Genomic DNA, 17,108 nt, shown 5'->3' with positions numbered 1-17,108 from the left:
CCGCCGACGTCGTGCTGGGCTGATTCGCAGCCTGGCGACGGCCCGGCTACGCCTGGATAACCGACTCGACGGGCCGCGGGGAAGTCACCGCATCGGCGTGGCGGTGGGCAACCTTCCACTGTCCGTCCTCCAGCCGGAAGATCGTCGTCACGCGAAGTGCTATCGGGGACACCCGGTCGGATCCGCCTAACTTAGCGCTCGTGCGTTCGATCTCAACGATGTATGCCAGATCGGCTGCGGTATAACCGGTAATTCGTTCGAACCGGCAGGGCTCGCCCTCCCTGATCTGGGCAACCGCCCGTTCCAGGGTTTCCTCCACCTCGCTCCACCCTCGGGCGGGCGGACCGAGCGGGTTGGCGAGAGTGACGTCATCCCGCCGGGAAAAGAGCTTCTTCTGCGGCGCGGTGTCTCCCGTGACGAACGCATTCAGGGCCCGGTGGTATTGCTCCACGGCCAGATCGACACCTGACTCAGACATCGTTTCCTCCGGGCTGGTTGCCGTCGACAAGGCTGCGGGCCGCTGCGGCGATATGGCGGGCCGAAATGCCGGCAGCGTCCAGCAGTTCCTGGGGAGTGCCGGATCCAGGCAGTGACTTGACGGCGAGCAGTACGGCGTGAAGTTCAGGGGTGTAGGGGCCGGCGAGCGCCTCGAGCACAGCCGAACCAATGCCTCCTTCCGGGTAGTGGTCTTCGGCGATGACTATCCTCCCACCAGTCTCGAGGCACGTCAGGCGCAGCGTCTCGGCATCGATGGGCTTCAGGGAATAGAGGTCGATGACGCGGGCGTTGATCCCGGCTTCGGCCAGCTCTCCGGCGGCGGTGAGGCATTCATGCAGGGTCACCCCGGCGCCGATGAGTGCCACGGCGTCGTCGGGGCCGGCCCGGTGGACTTTGCACCCGCCAAGCGGGAATTCTTCGTCCGGCCCATAGATGACCGGATAGGCTCCTCGAGTCGCGCGCAGGTAGGAGATTCCCGTGGTGTCGGCCATGGTCGCGACGAGCCGTGCGGTCGAAGCAGCATCGGCCGGATAGACCACCGTGGACGTATGGATGGCCCGCATCGCGGCGATGTCCTCCAGCGCCATTTGGGACGGGCCGTCCTGGCCGATCTCAACTCCCGCGTGTGTACCGACCAGCCGGATGCTGGCCTGGGACACTCCTGCCATCCGGATGAAGTCATAGGGGCGGGAGACGAGGAAGGCGGCAAAACTCGCGGCGAACGGCACGTAGCCGCGAACAGAGAGCCCCACGGCGGAGGCGATGAGTTGCTGTTCGGCGATGAACATTTCGAAGTACCGGTCCGGGGCGGCGTCCCTGAATTCGCCCGCATGCGTCGAGTTCCCGACTTCGCCGTCCAGCACAACAATCTCGGGCCTGGCAGCCAGCGCGGAGACGGCGGCGCCAAAGGCGGCCCTGGTTGCCACTTTCTCGCCGGGCTCCCAGGTGGGCAGGCTGATGACCGCCTGCGGATTGGGGGTGATGGCGGGCGTTCCCGGATCGGGAAGGGCTGTGGTGATCCGCAGGCTTCCCGGACCGCCGAGGGCTTCGACGGCATGTTCGGCCATGTCCTTCGGAAGGGCCTTGCCATGCCAGCCGTCCTTGTCCTCCACTTCAGGCACGCCCTTGCCTTTAATGGTTTTGGCGAGAATGACCGTGGGTTGGTCCGGGTGGGACCGCACCTGGGCCAGCGCGTCGTCGATAGCAGCAGGATCATGGCCGTCAATGATCAGCGGGTAAGCTCCGAAGGCCTCCACCCGGCGGGCGTAGCGGTCCATGTCCCACTGGAGCTCGGTCGGACCGTCCTGGCCCAACCGGTTAACGTCGACGATGGCAGTGAGGTTGCCGAGCTTGTAATAGGCGGCCTTGTCCAGTGCCTCCCACATTGAGCCTTCGGCGAGTTCACTGTCCCCGCACAGTACCCACGTGCGGTACGGCAACCGGTCCAGGTAGCGTCCGGCCAGGCCGATTCCCACCGCGTCAGGCAGTCCCTGGCCCAATGAGCCGGTTGCCACATCCACCCATGGCAGGACAGGAGTGGGGTGCCCCTGCAGCCGGCTGCCGAACTGCCGGTAGGTACTGATGAGCTCAGCCTCGTCCACGACACCAACGGCCCGGTACATGGAGTACAGCAGCGGGGACGCGTGGCCCTTGGAAAAAATGAGGTGGTCGTTATTCGGCAGCGCGGGGTGGTCCCAGTCGTAGTGCAGGTGGCGCTCAAGCAGGACGGCCATGAGATCCGCTGCCGACAAGGATGAGGTGGGATGGCCGGATCCGGCCTCGGTGCTGCACCTGATGGCGTCCACCCGCAATTGTGCCGCCAGGGCTCTGATCACCGATGTCTCTGCGCTCGTCATCGGCGCAGTGGCCATCTGTGCCGTGGCCATCTGTGCAGTGGTCATCTCTGCCGGGGCCTGTCCCTGCTGTTCAGTCATGCCAATCACCTTTCCCGACGTTGAAACGGGCCCCCGGATCAGGCCGTCCCTACCTGTCTACCCGCAAGCTGCCCCATCCGGAAGATGCGTGTTGAGCAAGTATCTGTCGGAGATCAAATCAAGTGTCTATCCTGTCTTTTATAGGCCGGTATGACATCCGGTCCTCAGGCCGCCGGCACGTCCTGGGAATCAGTCCCGCTCCGGGGGCCGTCTCGATGAGGAGGCGTCCATGTCCAGTCCTGATGTGCCAACTCGAGGACCCGCCCGGCCCGGACCGTACATCATTGCCGGGGTCCTCCTGGCCGTCGCCATCGTGGTACCGCTGTTTGTCCCGGGATATTCGTTCGATAACCCGCGGCTTGGCGGAATGCCGTTCTTCTACTGGTACCAAATGATGTGGATTCCGGTCACCGCCTGCCTTGTAGGTATTTCGTACTGGCTGGTCAGCAAGGAAGACCGACGGCGCCGCGAAGCCGTGCAGGCAAGGCGTATCGGAGGGCAGGAGTGATGAACGGCGTCACCGTGCCCCTGGCCGTACCCGACCGGCCGGTCAACGGCGTTGCACTGACCATAGTGATCCTCCTGTTCATCCTGGTGGCGGCACTGGGGTTCCTGGCGGCCCGGTGGCGCCGCGGAGAGGAGACAGGGCTGCACAGCCTTGACGAGTGGGGCCTGGGGGGCCGTGGTTTTGGTACCTGGGTCACGTGGTTCCTGCTCGGCGGCGACCTCTATACCGCCTACACCTTCGTGGCAGTGCCGGCGGCGATGTGGGCCACGGGAGCCGTGAGCGGCTTCTTCGCGGTGCCGTACACCATCGTGCTGTACCCCATCGTATTCCTGCTGATGAGCCGGCTGTGGTCCGTCTCGCACCGGCACGGGTTCGTGACGCCCGCTGACTTCGTTGGCGGCCGGTACGGCAGCAGGACGCTGTCACTGGCAGTCGCCGTGACGGGCATCGTGGCGACCATGCCATACATCGCCCTGCAGCTTGTCGGCATCAAGGCTGTGCTCACGGTGCTTGGCTTGGGCAGCGCTGAAAATGTGCTGCTGACGGACCTGCCACTGATCATCGCGTTTGTTGTCCTGGCCGCCTACACCTACACCTCCGGTCTTCGGGCTCCGGCCCTGATCGCCGTCGTGAAGGACCTGCTGATCTATCTGGCAGTGATCGTTGCTGTGATCTACCTGCCGATCAAGTTCGGCGGCTGGGACAATATCTTCGGCGCTGCGCAGACAAAACTGGGCACCGTCAACCCGGCGACGGGCAGGCCCGCGGGTGTCTTCATTCCGGGCGCGGCCAGCTACTCGGCCTACTGGACACTGGCACTCGGCTCTGCCCTGGCGCTGTTCATGTACCCGCACTCGATCACCGGCGTGCTGGCGACCAAGAGCAGGAACACGATCCGAAAGAACGCCGCGGTGCTCCCGCTGTACTCCCTGATGCTCGGGTTCCTGGCGCTGCTGGGCTACGTGGCCATCTACGCCGGCACCAAGCCCATCGACCTGAACGGGGCCGTCAACCCGCAACTGGTAGTGCCGCAGCTGTTCCTGGACCATTTCCCCGCCTGGTTCGCCGGGATCGCCCTGGCCGCCATTGCCATCGGCGCCCTGGTCCCGGCCGCAATCATGTCGATCGCGGCCGCGAACCTGTTCACCCGTAACATCTACCGGGACTTCATCAAGCCTGAGGCGACCCCCAAGGAGGAAGCCAGCGTCTCCAAGATCGCCTCGCTCGTGGTGAAATTCGGCGCCCTGATTTTCGTGATTGCGATGGACCAGTCGGCGGCCATCAACATGCAGCTCCTCGGCGGCATCTGGATCCTGCAGACCTTCCCCGCGATCGTGGCAGGACTGTACACCCGCTGGTTCCACAGGTGGGCGCTTTTCGCCGGCTGGGCCGCCGGGATCCTCTACGGGACCATCGCCGCCTACAACGTGGTCAACCCGGTGACGAAGGCGAACTTCGGCGGTTCCATTGCTGCCATCCCCGGCACCGACGTGCAGGTTTACATCGCAGTCGTCGCCTTTGCCATAAACCTGATCGTCGCCGCCGTCCTGACTGCGGTCTTCCGTGCGATGAAGCTCCCGGAGGGGATGGACATCACCCGCCGCTCCGATTACGGGGCTGACGAGAACGACCCGAAGGTTGCCGAGATCCAGCGCGAATACCCGCTGGCCGAGCCAGGACCAACTGTCTGATTGGGGCTCTGCTGGCCTACCCGGCCATCCCGGGACGGATCGCCACGAATTCGATCCCGGGGTGGACCTTCTTCCGCGGTCCGCGGGAAAAGCCCTTGGCGTCGAGCTGGTTCTGTGCCCGGTACACGGCCAGGGCTTCGTCGTAGACCTCGTTCAGGCGCTTCCCGGTAAACACCTCCCGGGTCCCGTCGGTGAAGGTAACGGACACGGCGGCGCCAGCCGGAAAATGCCTGTTCATGCGGATGAAGCCCTGGGAATCCTGGCGGAGGTTGATCATGGTTGGCTACGCTCTCTAGTTCGGTGACCTCCAGTCTTACCTATCCTGGCGGATCGCCTGGATAGGTTGGCCATTTTTGCGGGCAGAATGGACGCGTGGTGTCGTCCCAATACCTCGTCGTCCCGATACCCGAGTCGTCCCAATAACCAACCAGGGTGGAGCCCCTTGAACGGAACCTTCGATCTTGGTGCCATCGGCGCTGGCCTCGCCTTTGCGGACTCGCTGGCCGGCCTGGAGGCAGCGCTTGCTGCCGGAGGCCTTGCGGCCACCGCCGTGGTGCAGGCTCCTCCCGGGACGGGCAAGACCACGCTGGTTCCGCCGTTGCTGGCCAACCGGCTGCTGGCCAACGTGGCTGCCCGGAGCAAGCTGGTGGGCAAGGGGGTTGTGGTCACGCAGCCGCGACGGGTTGCCGTTCGTGCGGCGGCACGGCGCCTGGCCGACCTTGACGGCAGCAGGCTCGGGGACCGCGTCGGTTATACAGTCCGCGGGGAACGTAGGGCCGGTCCAGCTACCCTGGTGGAGTTCGTCACCCCGGGGATCCTGCTGCGCCGCCTGCTGGCCGATCCCGGGCTTGAGGCAGCGGGTGCCGTCATCCTTGATGAAGTCCATGAACGCGGCCTGGAGACAGACCTGCTCCTGGGCATGCTCGCCGAAGTCCGCCAGCTACGCGGCGACCTCACCCTGGTGGCGATGTCCGCCACGGTGGATGCGCCCCGCTTCGCCGCCCTGATCGGGGACCACGACGGCGTCGGGCCGGCTCCCGTCGTCGACAGTCCGTCCGCACTGCACCCCCTGGACGTCGAATGGTCGCCTGCGCCTGTCCCACGGCTGGATGGCCGGGGTGTGACCCGCGGATTCCTGGACCATGTGGCGGATACTGCCGCAGCTGCCCATTCGCAGTCCACGGCAGGAACTGACTCGCTGGTGTTCGTCCCCGGCGCGCGGGAGGTCACACTCGTTGCCGCCCGCGTGCGGGGGCGCGCCGGCCCCGGCACGGAGGTGCTGGAGCTTCACGGCCAAGCCGGCCCGGCGGAACAGGACCGTGCCGTGTCCGGGCGCGGACCGGGAGACCGCCCGCGCATCATTGTCTCCACCGACCTCGCCGAATCCTCGCTCACCGTGCCCGGCGTCCGGCTGGTGATCGATTCAGGCCTGACCCGGGAACCGCGCCGGGATGCCAGCCGCGGCATGTCGGGGCTGGTGACGGTGTCGTGCTCCCGGGCGTCGGCGGAGCAGAGGGCCGGCCGGGCTGCGCGCCAGGGACCCGGGAAGGTGGTCCGCTGCTACGACCAAAGGAGTTACGCCGCGGCGCCGGCCCATGTGACGCCGGAGATCATGGTGGCGGACCTGACGGCAGCAGCCCTCATCCTGGCCTGCTGGGGATCACCCGGAGGCCAGGGGCTGACTTTTCCTGACTCGCCGCCGGGGCCTGCCATGGAGGAGGCAGCCGAGCTGTTGAGGGAACTGGGCGCGGTGGGTCCGGACGGCTTCGCCACGGCGTTTGGCAGGATCCTTGCCGGTATCCCGGCGGACCCGCGGCTGGCCCGTGCCCTCCTGGACGGCGGCGGAGCAGTCGGCCACCGGACAGCGGCGGAAACCGTTGCCGCGGTCTCAGGCGACCAGCGTGCCACCGGCGCGGACCTCGTCAGTCTTATCAAAACTCTGCGTAACGGAACCGGCCCGGCAGCCCGGAGATGGTCCGAGGACGTCAGGCGGATGGAGGATATTGCACGCCAGGAGGGTAGCCGCATGGGACGATCCCTGTTTGCGGTGCCGGTGCCTGGGGCAGAGGCGGTTGGCGCCGTCGTCGCCCTCGCATTCCCGGACCGCGTCGCGAGGCGTGTTGCCGGCGAAGGGCCGGAGCGGTATCTCCTGTCCTCCGGCACGCGGGCAGGCCTGCCGGCCGGAAGCGGCCTGTCGGGACACGAGTGGCTTGCCGTGGCCGAGGTCTCGCGGGCCCAGGGGCGCGACGCCGCCGGGACCGGCGCCGTCATCCGCGGCGCCGCCCCGATATCCTCGGACACCGCCGAGGCGGCCGCCCGGCATCTCCTGACTGACACCCTGGAAGCACGCTTCAGCCAGGGCAGGGTCACGGCCCGGCGTGAACGCCGGCTGGGCGCCATCCCGCTTGGATCCACGCCGGTACGGCCGTCAGTCGAGGAGGGACGCGCCGCGGTGGCCCGGGCGCTGGAAAGTGAAGGGCTCGACACCATCGGATGGTCGACGGCGGCGGAAAACCTGCGCCGCCGCCTCGCCCTGCTGCGGCGGGAACTCGGTGACCCCTGGCCCGACGTTTCCGAGCCGGCACTGCTGGCCCGGCTGGACACCTGGCTCCGGCCGGAGCTGGAAGCACTGGCCGGCGGTGCCGCCACCAGTGCAATCGACCTCACCGAACCGCTGCGGCGGCTGCTGCCATGGCCCGCGGCGGCCAGGCTGGTGAACTGGCACCCGAATGGCTGGAGGTGCCCAGCGGTTCGAAGGTGAAAATCGATTATCCCGATGTGTCAGACCAGGCAGGGGACCCCGGCAGCCGGCCGGTGGTGGCGGTCAAGCTTCAGGAATGCTTCGGCTGGACCGGGACGCCGCGTCTGGTCGACGGAAGGGTGCCGGTACTGTTCCACCTCCTCTCGCCGGCGCGGCGTCCCCTGGCCGTCACGGACGATCTCGCGTCCTTCTGGTCCGGGCCCTACACCCAGGTCCGCGCCGAAATGAGGGGCCGCTATCCCAGGCACCCCTGGCCCGAGGATCCGTGGACCGCGCAGCCAACCGCACGGACCGCCCGGCGGAAATGACTCCAGGCAGGGGAAACCCGCATCGGTTCCCAAGCCGCGTGAGAACTCCGATACACGGATGAAACGTGGCGTCGATGTGCTGAAACATCCCCCCGCTAGGCTCTTGAGCACATGGACAACGAGGTCCACACATGATCTGGAAGGACGCAAAGATGTTGTTACTGAACACCCTTAACCTCTTGCTTGACGCCCGCCGACACGACGACAACCACTCCTACATCGGCGGGACCGGCAAGGCCGGGTTCCCCTCCGGGGAGCTCACCTCCAGCGCCTGGGAAGGCTGGTGGCACGAGGACGCCGCGTAGACGGAACCGGGCGGCCTGAACCCCGACCGCCCAAGCCCGGGTCGGGTTCCCAGATGGCATGGCCCTGCCTCTTGCTGTCAGTCGCTTCAGGGTGTCGAATCGTCTTACCAAAAGGCCGCATGGCGGCTGACGACTAGCACACCGGGAGATGGCCATGTCCATGAAAGGCACAAATGCCCGGGGCAGGGCCCCGGGCCGCGGCACTTCGGATCTCCGGCGGACCGATGCCTCATCAGGAGCCCAGGCGGATGCCCCGGAGAAGATCCGCAACGTCGCGCTCGTCGGCCACTCGGGCGCCGGAAAGACCATGCTGCTTGAGGCCCTGCTGGCCGCCACCGGTGTCATCTCCCGGATGGGCACGATTGTGGACGGCAGTACGGTGAGCGACGCTGAACCCTCCGAAATCCACCAGCAGCGCTCTGTGGTCCTGTCGCTGGCCCCGCTGGTCTTCGAAGGAATCAAGGTCAACCTCCTGGACACGCCGGGCTATGGGGACTTCACCGGCGAGCTCCGTGCCGGGCTGCGGGCGGCTGATGCGGCGCTCTTTGTCGTGTCCGCCCTGGACGAGATCGATGCGGCAACAACAGCACTGTGGGCCGAATGCGACCAGGTGGGTGTGCCGAGGGCGGTGGTGATCAGCCGGCTCGATCATCCGCGGGCGAATTTTGAAGCGACAGTCGCCGCGTGCCAGCGGGCCTTCGGAGATTCCGTTATACCCGCCTATCTTCCCGTGCGCACGGGGGCGGCAATCACCGGTCTGCTCGGGCTGCTGTCCGGGAAGGTGTCTGACTACAGCGCCGGAAATCCCGTTCCGGCCGTACGGGACGCCGACGCCGAGGAACTGTCAGCATCAGAAGGGGAACGCGGAACGCTCATCGAAGGGATCATCTCGGAAAGCGAAGACGAGACGCTGATGGACAGGTACCTCGGAGGCGAACCCATCGATGTCGATACCCTGGCCAATGACCTGGAAACCGCAGTGGCCCGCGGGTCCTTCTTTCCCGTCCTCGCCACGGCGGCTGAAACCGGGCTCGGAATAACGGAACTGCTGGAGGTGCTGACCCGCGCTTTCCCGTCGCCGGCGGAGTGTGGCCTGCCGGCCGTCACAGACCTCGCCGGCGCCCCCGTCGGCCCCCTCACGTGTGACCCCGACGGACCGCTGGCCGGCGAAGTGGTACGCACAACCATCGACCCGTTCCTGGGCAGGATTTGCCTGGTGCGCATCTTTTCCGGCACATTGCGGGAGGACTCGGCCGTGCACGTCGGCGGCCGCGGGCTGTCCGAGCGGGGCCACGAGGACCATGACAGCGACGAACGGGTCACGCACCTCTACTCGCCGGTCGGTGCCAGCCTCCGGCCCGTGCCGTACTGCATCGCCGGGGACATGTGTGCGATTGCCAAGCTGGCCAACGCCGAGACAGGCGACACCGTTTCGGCCAAGGATAACCCGCTGCTGGTGAAGTCCTGGGACATGCCCGAACCGCTGATGCCGGTAGCAGTGGAAGCGGCCTCGCGCAGCGACGAAGATGCCCTGGCGAAGAGTCTGGGGAAGGTGGCGGCCGGAGATCCGACGCTGCGGGTGGAGCGTAATTCGGAAACGCACCAGCTGATTCTGTGGTGCATGGGCGAGGCCCATGGCGACGTGGTGCTGGACCGGCTGCGGGACCAGGGGGTGAAGCTGGACATTGTTCCGGTGGTCACGCCGCTGCGGGAAACCTTCGCAGCTCCGGCGGCCGGCCACGGACGGCACGTCAAGCAATCCGGGGGCCATGGCCAGTACGCGATCTGCGATATCGAAGTCGAACCACTGGAGCGCGGCGCAGGGTTCGAGTTCATCGACAAGACGGTCGGCGGGGTGGTGCCCGGGAACTACATTCCCTCGGTCGAGAAAGGGGTCCGCGCCCAGATGCAGAAAGGCGTCTCGGCAGGATTCCCGGTAGTGGACATCAGGGTGACACTGGTCGGCGGCAAGGCTCACAGCGTCGACTCCTCAGACGCTGCCTTCCAGGCGGCCGGTGCGCTGGCATTGCGCGAGGCGGCCGCCGCCGGCCGCATCCAGCTGCTGGAACCCGTCTCGTCAGTCACCATCACCACTCCTGACGAGTACGTCGGCCCGGTGATGAGTGATCTGTCGTCCCGCCGCGGGCGGGTGACAGGAACGACGTCGGCAGGCGGGGAACGCACGGAGGTCATCGCCGAGGTGCCCGACGGCGAACTGCTGCGTTACGCCGTGCAGTTGCGTGCCCTCACCGCCGGAACCGGGCGCTTCCGGCGCAGCTACCTGCGCCATGAGCCGGTGCCTGCGAGCGCAGGTGCCGCGAACGCATGATCCCGGTCAGCTGTGGGTGCGCATGAAACGCGCCACCGGCGAAGCCAGCGAGGCACCGATCTCTTCGGCACTGCGTTTCCTGCCCGCGACGGCGAAGGAATGGTCACCGCCGTCGACCCATTCCAGCACGGCGGACTGACCGATCCGGGAGGCCACGCCCTCCAGCAGCTCCGGGGTGGCAAAGGTGTCGCGTGTTCCCTGCAGGAACAGCATGGGAAGCGTCAGCCCGTACAGGTGCTCATCCCGGAGTTTGTCCGGCTTTCCCGGCGGGTGCAACGGATACCCGAGGTACACCAGCCCCTTGGCGGGCATCCCTTCCGCCACGGCCATGGACGCCATGCGCCCGCCGAAGGATTTGCCGGCCGCCCAGACAGGACCCTTGTCGCCGTGACTGTCACCCTGCCGTAAGGCGGCGTCCAGCGCGGCCCGCCAGGCGGCGATGGCGGCCGGCGGCCGGTCCGGGAACTTCCTGCCTGCCTCTCGGTAGGGAAAGTTGAAGCGCAACGTGGCAACGCCGTCGTGGTTAAGGGCGCGGGTAAAGCCGCTGAGGAAAGGATGTTCCATGCCCGCACCGGCCCCGTGCGCAACCACAAGCGTCGCAAAAGGCTTGTGCGGGCGGCCATAAGCCGCGGAGACCTCGACGTCGCCGACTGTGATGGTGACGGGGGATTCGGTAACGGTCATGAGTTAATCATGCCGGATCGCCCGATGCGGATTGCCTGCCAGGAGTCAGGCCGCGCAGGTACTGACGCGGCGGGCGGGGCGGGGTAGGTTGTCACCATGGCGAGCGAACATACCACCCTCACTGTCCAAGGCCCCCACGGCGAGCGCGAGATGCGCATTTCGAGTCCCGGCCGGGTGATGTGGCCGGAGCTGGGGCTGACCAAGCTGGACCTCGCCAAGTACATTGCCGACGTCGGGGCAGCCTTCATCACTGCGAACGGCGACAGGCCCGTCTCCTTGCAGAGGTACTCGGACAGCATCGACGGCGAGATGTTCTTCTCCAAGAACCCGCCCAAGGGAGCGCCGGACTTCATCAGGTCGGTGAAGGTGATCTATCCGAGTGCCCGCTCGCACCCGCAGCTGGTCCTGGACGAGCCTGCTGCCGCCATCTGGGCTGTCCAGATGAACACCGTCGTGTTCCATCCATGGCCTTCACGGGCAGAAAACACGGATAATCCCGATCAGTTGCGCATCGACCTGGACCCGCAACCCGGGACGGATTTCGATGATGCGGTCCCCGCCGCGGTGGCGCTGAAAGAGGTACTGGCGGAGGCGGGGCTGGACTGCTTCATCAAGACGTCGGGAAACCGCGGACTTCACGTCTATGCGCCGGTTGAACCGACGCGCGAATTCCTGGACGTCCGCCACGCCGTGATCGCCGCTGCGAGGGAGCTCGAACGGCGGATGCCGGACAAGGTCACCACGGCGTGGTGGAAGGAAGAACGCGGCCGGCGGGTGTTCGTGGACTTCAACCAGGCCAACCGTGACCGGACCATCGCCGGGGCCTACAGCCCCCGGGCCTTGCCCCATGCGCCCGTCTCCTGCCCCATCACCTGGGACGAACTGGGCAGCGCCGACCCCAAGAACTTCACCATCCTCACCGTGCCCGAACGCCTCAAAACGACAGGGGACCCCTGGGCTGACATGAACGCACACCCCGGAACCATTGACACCCTGCTGGAATGGTGGGAGCGGGACCTGGCGAACGGCCTCGGTGAAATGCCCTTCCCGCCGGACTATCCGAAGATGCCGGGCGAGCCGCCGCGGGTGCAGCCCAGCCGGGCACGCAAGCAGGACTAGCCAGGGCTATTCGAAGCGGGACGGGTCACCCGTGCCCCGCCGCACCACCTCGGCCACGCCGCTCGAGAAATCAACAACAGTGGTGGGCTCGGCCCCGCAATCTCCGGAATCGATCACGGCGTCCACCTCGTACTCCAGCCGCTCCTTGATCTCCCACCCCTGGGTCAGCGGAGCCTCCTCATCGGGAAGCAGGAGGGTACTGGAGAGCAGCGGCTCGCCCAGCTCGGCCAGCAGCGCCTGCACCACACGGTTGTCCGGAATGCGCACACCCACTGTTTTCTTCTTCGGGTGCAGGAGCCGGCGCGGAACGTCCTTGGTGGCCGGCAGGATGAAGGTGTAGCTGCCGGGGGTTACCGCCTTGATGCTGCGGAACACGTCATTGCCGATGTTCACGAACTGCCCCAGCTGGGCGAAGTCCTTGCAGACCAGGGTGAAGTGGTGTTTGCTGTCCAGTTTGCGGATGGTACGGATCCGGTCCAGCGCGTCCTTGTTGCCCAGCTGGGCCCCGAGCGCGTAGCAGGAGTCCGTGGGGTAGGCGATGAGCCCGCCGTCGAGCACCATCCGGACGGCCTGCGTGATGGCGCGGGGCTGGGGGTCCTCAGGGTGAACGTCAAAGTATCTGGCCATGCCCACGAGCCTACGGCGCGCGGGAGGATAGCGCACGCCAGGGCCCCGAGGCTGACTTATCGGGGCCGTTTACCCCTACCAACGGGGGTATGTTTGCGGCAGTATGTTGACTGTTCCTTCCCCGTCCGTTCCACATCACTAGGAGAACCGGCCATGCCCACGACCCTCAATCCCTACCTTGGCTTCCGTGACAACGCCCGGGACGCGATGACCTTCTACCAGACGGTGTTCGGCGGAGAACTGGCGCTGAGCACCTTTGGTGAGTTCCAGGCCAGCGAGGACCCCGCCGAGACGGACAAGATCATGCACGCCATGCTGACGACGCCGCAGGGCATGGTCCTGATGGGCGCGGACACCCCCAACTCCATGGACTACACGCCGGGCAACACGTTCTCGGTCTCCCTCAGCGGCGATGATGAGGCTGAACTGCGCGGCTACTGGGACAAGCTGGCCGGCGACGGCGGCACCGTCACCGTTCCGATGGAACAGGCACCCTGGGGCGACATCTTCGGTATGTGCACCGACAGGTACGGCGTCGCGTGGCTGGTCAACGTCAACAGCGGGCAGGCAGCCGCGGGATCCTAGCGACCCCTTCCGGAGGGCGGGCCCTCGCGGTGTCAGCTGCGCATGCCTTGTGTGTTCATATCCACTTCGGCGCTGCCAGAACCTCGTCCAGCGGGACACCGCCCTCCGTGGCAGTGACGCCTGAGGTGCCCCTTCCCGTTGCCCATCGGACGACGCCGGCGAGAGGGCCCGAGACAGTCACCTGTCCACCGGCACGGGAGCCGCCAGACTCCTCCCCGGTCTCCTGACCTGTGACGGGCTGATCTGATACCCGGACCAGCAAACCGGCGTCGGTCCCGCGGGAGGCCCAGGCCGTGGTGATGTCCTTGAGCAGCCGCGTGAGTACCGGGACGGGGATGTCGGCGAAGGAGGCCCCGTTGTCCAGGTCCACGGAGTGGACCCAGACTTCGCGGGTGCGCATCCAGACGGTCTCCTCAGCCGGAACCACCCGGCCCTGGGCGGTCTTGACCTTGTGGTGCCAGGCGTCGGCGGGCAGGTCCCGCCATTCGACGTTCAGGTGCACCGCCGAGTGGTCAAAGAGGTTCCGCAGCGCGATGGGGGACAGCGTGGAGCCGAACTCAATCTCATGGTTGCGGGCCTTGGGGGAAGCGTACATGGGTGTTTCGATTCCCGTGCCGGCCCATTCGATAAGCCGGGCGATGGCGCGGGCGTTATAGCCCACATGCGCCACCACATGGCGGCGGGTCCAGCCCGGCAGCAGTGAGGCGCCGTCAAGTTCACCGTCGGCGAGCTCGTTGAGCTTGCGGGCGAAGAACGCGGTACCCCGCCGGGCCTGCAGCAGCGCCTCCAGCAGCAGCGGGTCCGTCGTCAGGTCCCGGCGTTCGGCCATCAGGCTTCCTTGACCACGCGGTTGGTCAGCTGGCCCAGGCCCTCAATAGTGGTGACCAGCACCTGGCCTTCCTGCAGGTAGCGCTTGGGATCCTGCGCATGACCCACGCCGCCGGGCGTGCCGGTGGCGATCACGTCGCCGGGGTTGAGGGTGATGATGGTGGAAATGTAAGAGACCAGGAACTCGGGCGTGAAGACGAGGTCGGCAGTGGGCGTCTGCTGCTGGATCTCGCCGTCCACTGCGGAGGTCATCAGGGGGCCGGGAGAGAATTCGTCCCCGGTCACCAGGGCAGGGCCGAACGGCGTTGACTTCTCCCAGGTCTTGCCCTGGAGCCACTGGACGGTACGGAACTGGTAGTCGCGCATGCTGACGTCGTTCAGCACGGCGTACCCGGCGATGTGGTCCGCGGCGTCGGCTTCGGTGATCCGGCGCCCCTGCTTGCCGATGACGACGGCGAGTTCGGCTTCCCAGTCCACGGTGTCGGATTCCTGCGGCAGCGCCAGGTCATCGTTGGGACCGATCAGGGATTCCTGGTACTTGGCGAACAGGGTGGGGTAGTCCGGGATTTCCCGGCCCATTTCCTTGATGTGGTTGCGGTAGTTGTGGCCCACGCAGATGATCTTCCCCGGGAAGGGCACGACGGCGGCGAGATCGGCGCCGTCGAGCGCGTGCGTTGCGCCGTTGGCGGCCTCTGCCTTTGCCAGCCACTCCGGGTCCTGCAGGAGGGCGCCCACGTCAGAGAACCCCTCTATCTCGGTGAGGGTGCTGCCGTCCTGGCGCACGGCCACGGTGGTAGCGGTTCCGGTGCCGTTGTCGGTGCGGAGGGTAAGGAGTCTCATGCGTTCTTGCGTCCTTCGGTGTAGGTGCGGTTGAAATTCAGCCGTTCGAAAATGGGGGCGTCGCTGAAGCGGAACAGATCGAATTCGGTCCATGATCCCGGTTTGGTGTCGGCCTGCAGCGACCATTCCTGCCAGGACGGGACAACGAACAGGTCCCCCTTGGCCAGCTGCCGGGTTTCGCCGTTGAGGACCACTGCGCCTGTGCCTTCGAAGACCTGCCACACGCTGGAACCCACCTCGCGGACGGGTTCGGTGGTGGCCCCGGCGCGGAGGCGGTGGAACTCGGCGCGGATGGTGGGCATCACGTCCCCGCCGGTCGTGGGGTTGGAGTAGCGGACGGCGGCGTGTCCCTGGGACACTGTGGCCGGATGCCCTTCGTCCTCCAGCAGCAGCTGTTCACGCAGCGCGGCGTCGGTGTGTTCCCACCGGTACGCGGCGATGGGGGAGTTGGTGGTATCATCCAGGCCGGACAGGGGACGCAGGCCGGGGTGCGCCCACAGCCGTTCGGAGCGGGAGATGTCCGGGGTGGCTTCGTCGGTGACGCGTTCGGTGCCGAACTCAAAAAACCCGGCGTCGGCGTAGTGCACGAACGGGATGTCCAAACCGTCGATCCACGCCATCGGCTGGTCGGTGTCATTGTGGTGGCCGTGGAAATTCCAGCCCGGTGTCAACAGGAAGTCCCCGCGCCGCATCGCCACCGGATCCCCGTTCACCACGGTCCAGACGCCTTCACCCTCCACGACGAACCGGAAGGCGTTCTGCGAGTGCCGGTGCTCGGGGGCGGTCTCGTGGGCGCCCAGGTATTGTATGGCTGCCCACAGGGTCGGCGTTGCATACGGGGTGTTTCCCAGGCCGGGGTTCGCGAGCGCTATCGCGCGGCGCTCGCCGCCCCTGCCCACGGGCACGAGGTCACCGGCGCGGGCGGCCAGCGGATAGAGGTCCTTCCAGCGCCACACATGCGGTACCGCCTTGGGGGAGGGGACCATCGGCATGAGGTCAGCGATCTCCGTCCACAACGGGATCAGGTTCCCGCGTTCGAAATCCCGGTACAGCTGCTCCAGCGCCGCGGCCTCCTCCGCAGTCGGCTCCGGAGCATGCTGGGCGGCAACAGAAGCGTGGGTGATGTTCCCGGCGCTGATTGACACAGGGGGCCTCCTCGATGAAGCACGATTGGTGTTTGGATATACACCGACCATAGGGATTGCGGTACGGGAACCCCATAAAATTCTGTCAGGCAGAACTTTGTACCCTCTGTCAGAAGCCGCGGTCAGTCCGGGGTGGCGGGGTTGGCCGCTATGTCTATCTCCAGCTGGCGCCGCGCCTCCAGCAGAACTCCCACCAGCCCGGACTCGAACAGGCGCCGAAATCTGGCGACAGGCGTGGCGACACTGAGCGCTCCCACAACCTCGCCCTTCCGGTTGTGCAGCGCCACGCCAAGCGCGCTGATTCCCTCCTCGGTTCCTTCGAAGTTGGCGGCGAAGCCGTTGCCGCGGATCGTCTCAAGTTCGCGCAGTAAGGCGGCATACTCGGCGTCGGGAATGCTGTCCCCGCCAATCTCCGCGTTATGGCTGCGGAACAGCTGCTCGATCATGGCAGGCTCAAGTTCTGCGAGCATCGCCTTGCCTCCGGACGCCTTGTTGGCCGGCAGCACCGTTCCCTGGCGGTCGCCCACCCGGAGCACGTTGGTGCTTTCCACGGTATCCAGGAACCGTACCTTGGTCCCCACCCGGATCATCAGGTTGACGGTTTCGTTGACCCGGGAGCACAACAGTTCCATATGCGGCCGCGCCAGGTCCCGCAGCAGCCGGCTCCAAGGGACGCCGGCGGGTCCCGCACCCATCGCCGGCCCGGGCACGTACCGCCGGGATTCGTCCTGGACAGCAAAGCCCCTGTACACCAGCATGGCCAGGAGCCTGTGCGCGGTGGAGGGGGCCACGCCAAGTTCCCGGGCCGCGTCCTTAAGCCGCAGGCTCCCGCCGTCGCGCAGCAACTGGAGCAGCAGCAAGGCGTTGTCCACTGCCTCAATGGAGTATGTGGGCTTCCTGTTGATCGGAAGATTCTGCATACCAGAATTCTATAGGCCGTCCCTGC

General features: G+C 66.5%; 15 protein-coding genes and 1 pseudogene. 7 read left to right on the top strand and 9 right to left on the bottom strand.

What is annotated here, in order from left to right; genetic code table 11:
- Positions 1 to 46 precede the first annotated feature (46 nt).
- A complete protein-coding gene (locus tag QFZ40_RS09915; protein ID WP_306904161.1) occupies positions 47 to 478 on the bottom strand; it encodes a YybH family protein in 432 nt (143 codons plus the stop codon).
- Positions 471 to 2,432, bottom strand: a complete 1,962-nt coding sequence (locus QFZ40_RS09910; protein WP_306904160.1) for a transketolase — start codon at positions 2,430 to 2,432, stop codon at positions 471 to 473. The genes QFZ40_RS09915 and QFZ40_RS09910 overlap by 8 nt, the downstream gene beginning before the upstream one ends.
- A gap of 229 nt (positions 2,433 to 2,661) precedes the next feature.
- On the opposite strand from QFZ40_RS09910, the gene QFZ40_RS09905 reads away from it, so the two are divergent.
- Complete coding sequence (locus QFZ40_RS09905) at positions 2,662 to 2,940, top strand: DUF3311 domain-containing protein (RefSeq protein ID WP_306904159.1); 279 nt, start codon at positions 2,662 to 2,664, stop codon at positions 2,938 to 2,940.
- Positions 2,940 to 4,631 carry a monocarboxylate uptake permease MctP gene (gene mctP / locus QFZ40_RS09900; protein ID WP_306904158.1) on the top strand — a complete coding sequence of 564 codons (1,692 nt, stop codon included), beginning with the start codon at positions 2,940 to 2,942 and terminating at the stop codon, positions 4,629 to 4,631. The genes QFZ40_RS09905 and mctP overlap by 1 nt, the downstream gene beginning before the upstream one ends.
- Positions 4,632 to 4,647: 16 nt before the next feature.
- Here mctP and QFZ40_RS09895 read toward each other — a convergent pair whose 3' ends face one another.
- Positions 4,648 to 4,908: a hypothetical protein gene (locus QFZ40_RS09895; protein ID WP_306904157.1), complete on the bottom strand. Its 261-nt coding sequence runs from the start codon at positions 4,906 to 4,908 to the stop codon at positions 4,648 to 4,650.
- 87 nt (positions 4,909 to 4,995) lie between these two features.
- Here QFZ40_RS09895 and hrpB point away from each other — a divergent pair.
- The 3 genes and pseudogenes from hrpB (at position 4,996) to QFZ40_RS09880 (ending at position 10,334) form a co-directional block, all read left to right on the top strand.
- A pseudogene (gene hrpB, locus QFZ40_RS09890) lies at positions 4,996 to 7,700 on the top strand (ATP-dependent helicase HrpB).
- Between the two features lie 152 nt (positions 7,701 to 7,852).
- Positions 7,853 to 8,005 carry a hypothetical protein gene (locus QFZ40_RS09885; protein WP_306904156.1) on the top strand — a complete coding sequence of 51 codons (153 nt, stop codon included), beginning with the start codon at positions 7,853 to 7,855 and terminating at the stop codon, positions 8,003 to 8,005.
- Positions 8,006 to 8,159: 154 nt separating this feature from the next.
- Positions 8,160 to 10,334, top strand: coding sequence for an elongation factor G-like protein EF-G2 (locus tag QFZ40_RS09880; RefSeq protein WP_306904155.1), 2,175 nt, complete (start codon positions 8,160 to 8,162; stop codon positions 10,332 to 10,334).
- A 6-nt stretch (positions 10,335 to 10,340) separates the two neighbouring features.
- Here the strand turns inward: QFZ40_RS09880 and QFZ40_RS09875 are convergent, their stop codons facing one another.
- The gene (locus QFZ40_RS09875; protein ID WP_306904154.1) at positions 10,341 to 11,018 is read right to left on the bottom strand and encodes an alpha/beta hydrolase family protein; all 678 of its coding nucleotides are present in this window, start codon (positions 11,016 to 11,018) and stop codon (positions 10,341 to 10,343) included.
- 96 nt (positions 11,019 to 11,114) lie between these two features.
- Here QFZ40_RS09875 and ligD point away from each other — a divergent pair, with 96 nt between their 5' ends.
- Positions 11,115 to 12,137, top strand: coding sequence for a non-homologous end-joining DNA ligase (gene ligD, locus QFZ40_RS09870; protein ID WP_306904153.1), 1,023 nt, complete (start codon positions 11,115 to 11,117; stop codon positions 12,135 to 12,137).
- Positions 12,138 to 12,143: 6 nt separating this feature from the next.
- On the opposite strand, the gene QFZ40_RS09865 is transcribed toward ligD, so the two are convergent.
- On the bottom strand, positions 12,144 to 12,764 hold the full coding sequence (locus QFZ40_RS09865; protein ID WP_306904152.1) for an L-threonylcarbamoyladenylate synthase: 621 nt from the start codon (positions 12,762 to 12,764) through the stop codon (positions 12,144 to 12,146).
- A 153-nt stretch (positions 12,765 to 12,917) separates the two neighbouring features.
- Here QFZ40_RS09865 and QFZ40_RS09860 point away from each other — a divergent pair, with 153 nt between their 5' ends.
- Positions 12,918 to 13,349, top strand: coding sequence for a VOC family protein (locus tag QFZ40_RS09860; RefSeq protein ID WP_306904151.1), 432 nt, complete (start codon positions 12,918 to 12,920; stop codon positions 13,347 to 13,349).
- Positions 13,350 to 13,404: 55 nt separating this feature from the next.
- Here QFZ40_RS09860 and QFZ40_RS09855 read toward each other — a convergent pair whose 3' ends face one another.
- The 4 genes from QFZ40_RS09855 to QFZ40_RS09840 all read right to left on the bottom strand — a co-directional run bounded on the left by QFZ40_RS09855 (position 13,405) and on the right by QFZ40_RS09840 (position 17,082).
- On the bottom strand, positions 13,405 to 14,178 hold the full coding sequence (locus tag QFZ40_RS09855; RefSeq protein ID WP_306904150.1) for a maleylpyruvate isomerase family mycothiol-dependent enzyme: 774 nt from the start codon (positions 14,176 to 14,178) through the stop codon (positions 13,405 to 13,407).
- On the bottom strand, positions 14,178 to 15,017 hold the full coding sequence (locus tag QFZ40_RS09850; protein ID WP_306904149.1) for a fumarylacetoacetate hydrolase family protein: 840 nt from the start codon (positions 15,015 to 15,017) through the stop codon (positions 14,178 to 14,180). The genes QFZ40_RS09855 and QFZ40_RS09850 overlap by 1 nt, the downstream gene beginning before the upstream one ends.
- On the bottom strand, positions 15,014 to 16,162 hold the full coding sequence (locus QFZ40_RS09845) for a cupin domain-containing protein (RefSeq protein ID WP_306904148.1): 1,149 nt from the start codon (positions 16,160 to 16,162) through the stop codon (positions 15,014 to 15,016). Before QFZ40_RS09845 ends, QFZ40_RS09850 begins: the two co-directional genes overlap by 4 nt.
- Positions 16,163 to 16,284: 122 nt before the next feature.
- Positions 16,285 to 17,082 carry an IclR family transcriptional regulator gene (locus QFZ40_RS09840; RefSeq protein WP_306904147.1) on the bottom strand — a complete coding sequence of 266 codons (798 nt, stop codon included), beginning with the start codon at positions 17,080 to 17,082 and terminating at the stop codon, positions 16,285 to 16,287.
- Between the last annotated feature and the right edge of the window lie 26 nt (positions 17,083 to 17,108).

Source organism: Arthrobacter pascens (assembly GCF_030816475.1).
GTDB classification, from domain to species: domain Bacteria; phylum Actinomycetota; class Actinomycetes; order Actinomycetales; family Micrococcaceae; genus Arthrobacter; species Arthrobacter pascens_B.
The sequence above is the reverse complement of the archived record's forward strand: the minus strand, read 5'-3'. Positions and strand labels throughout refer to the sequence as shown.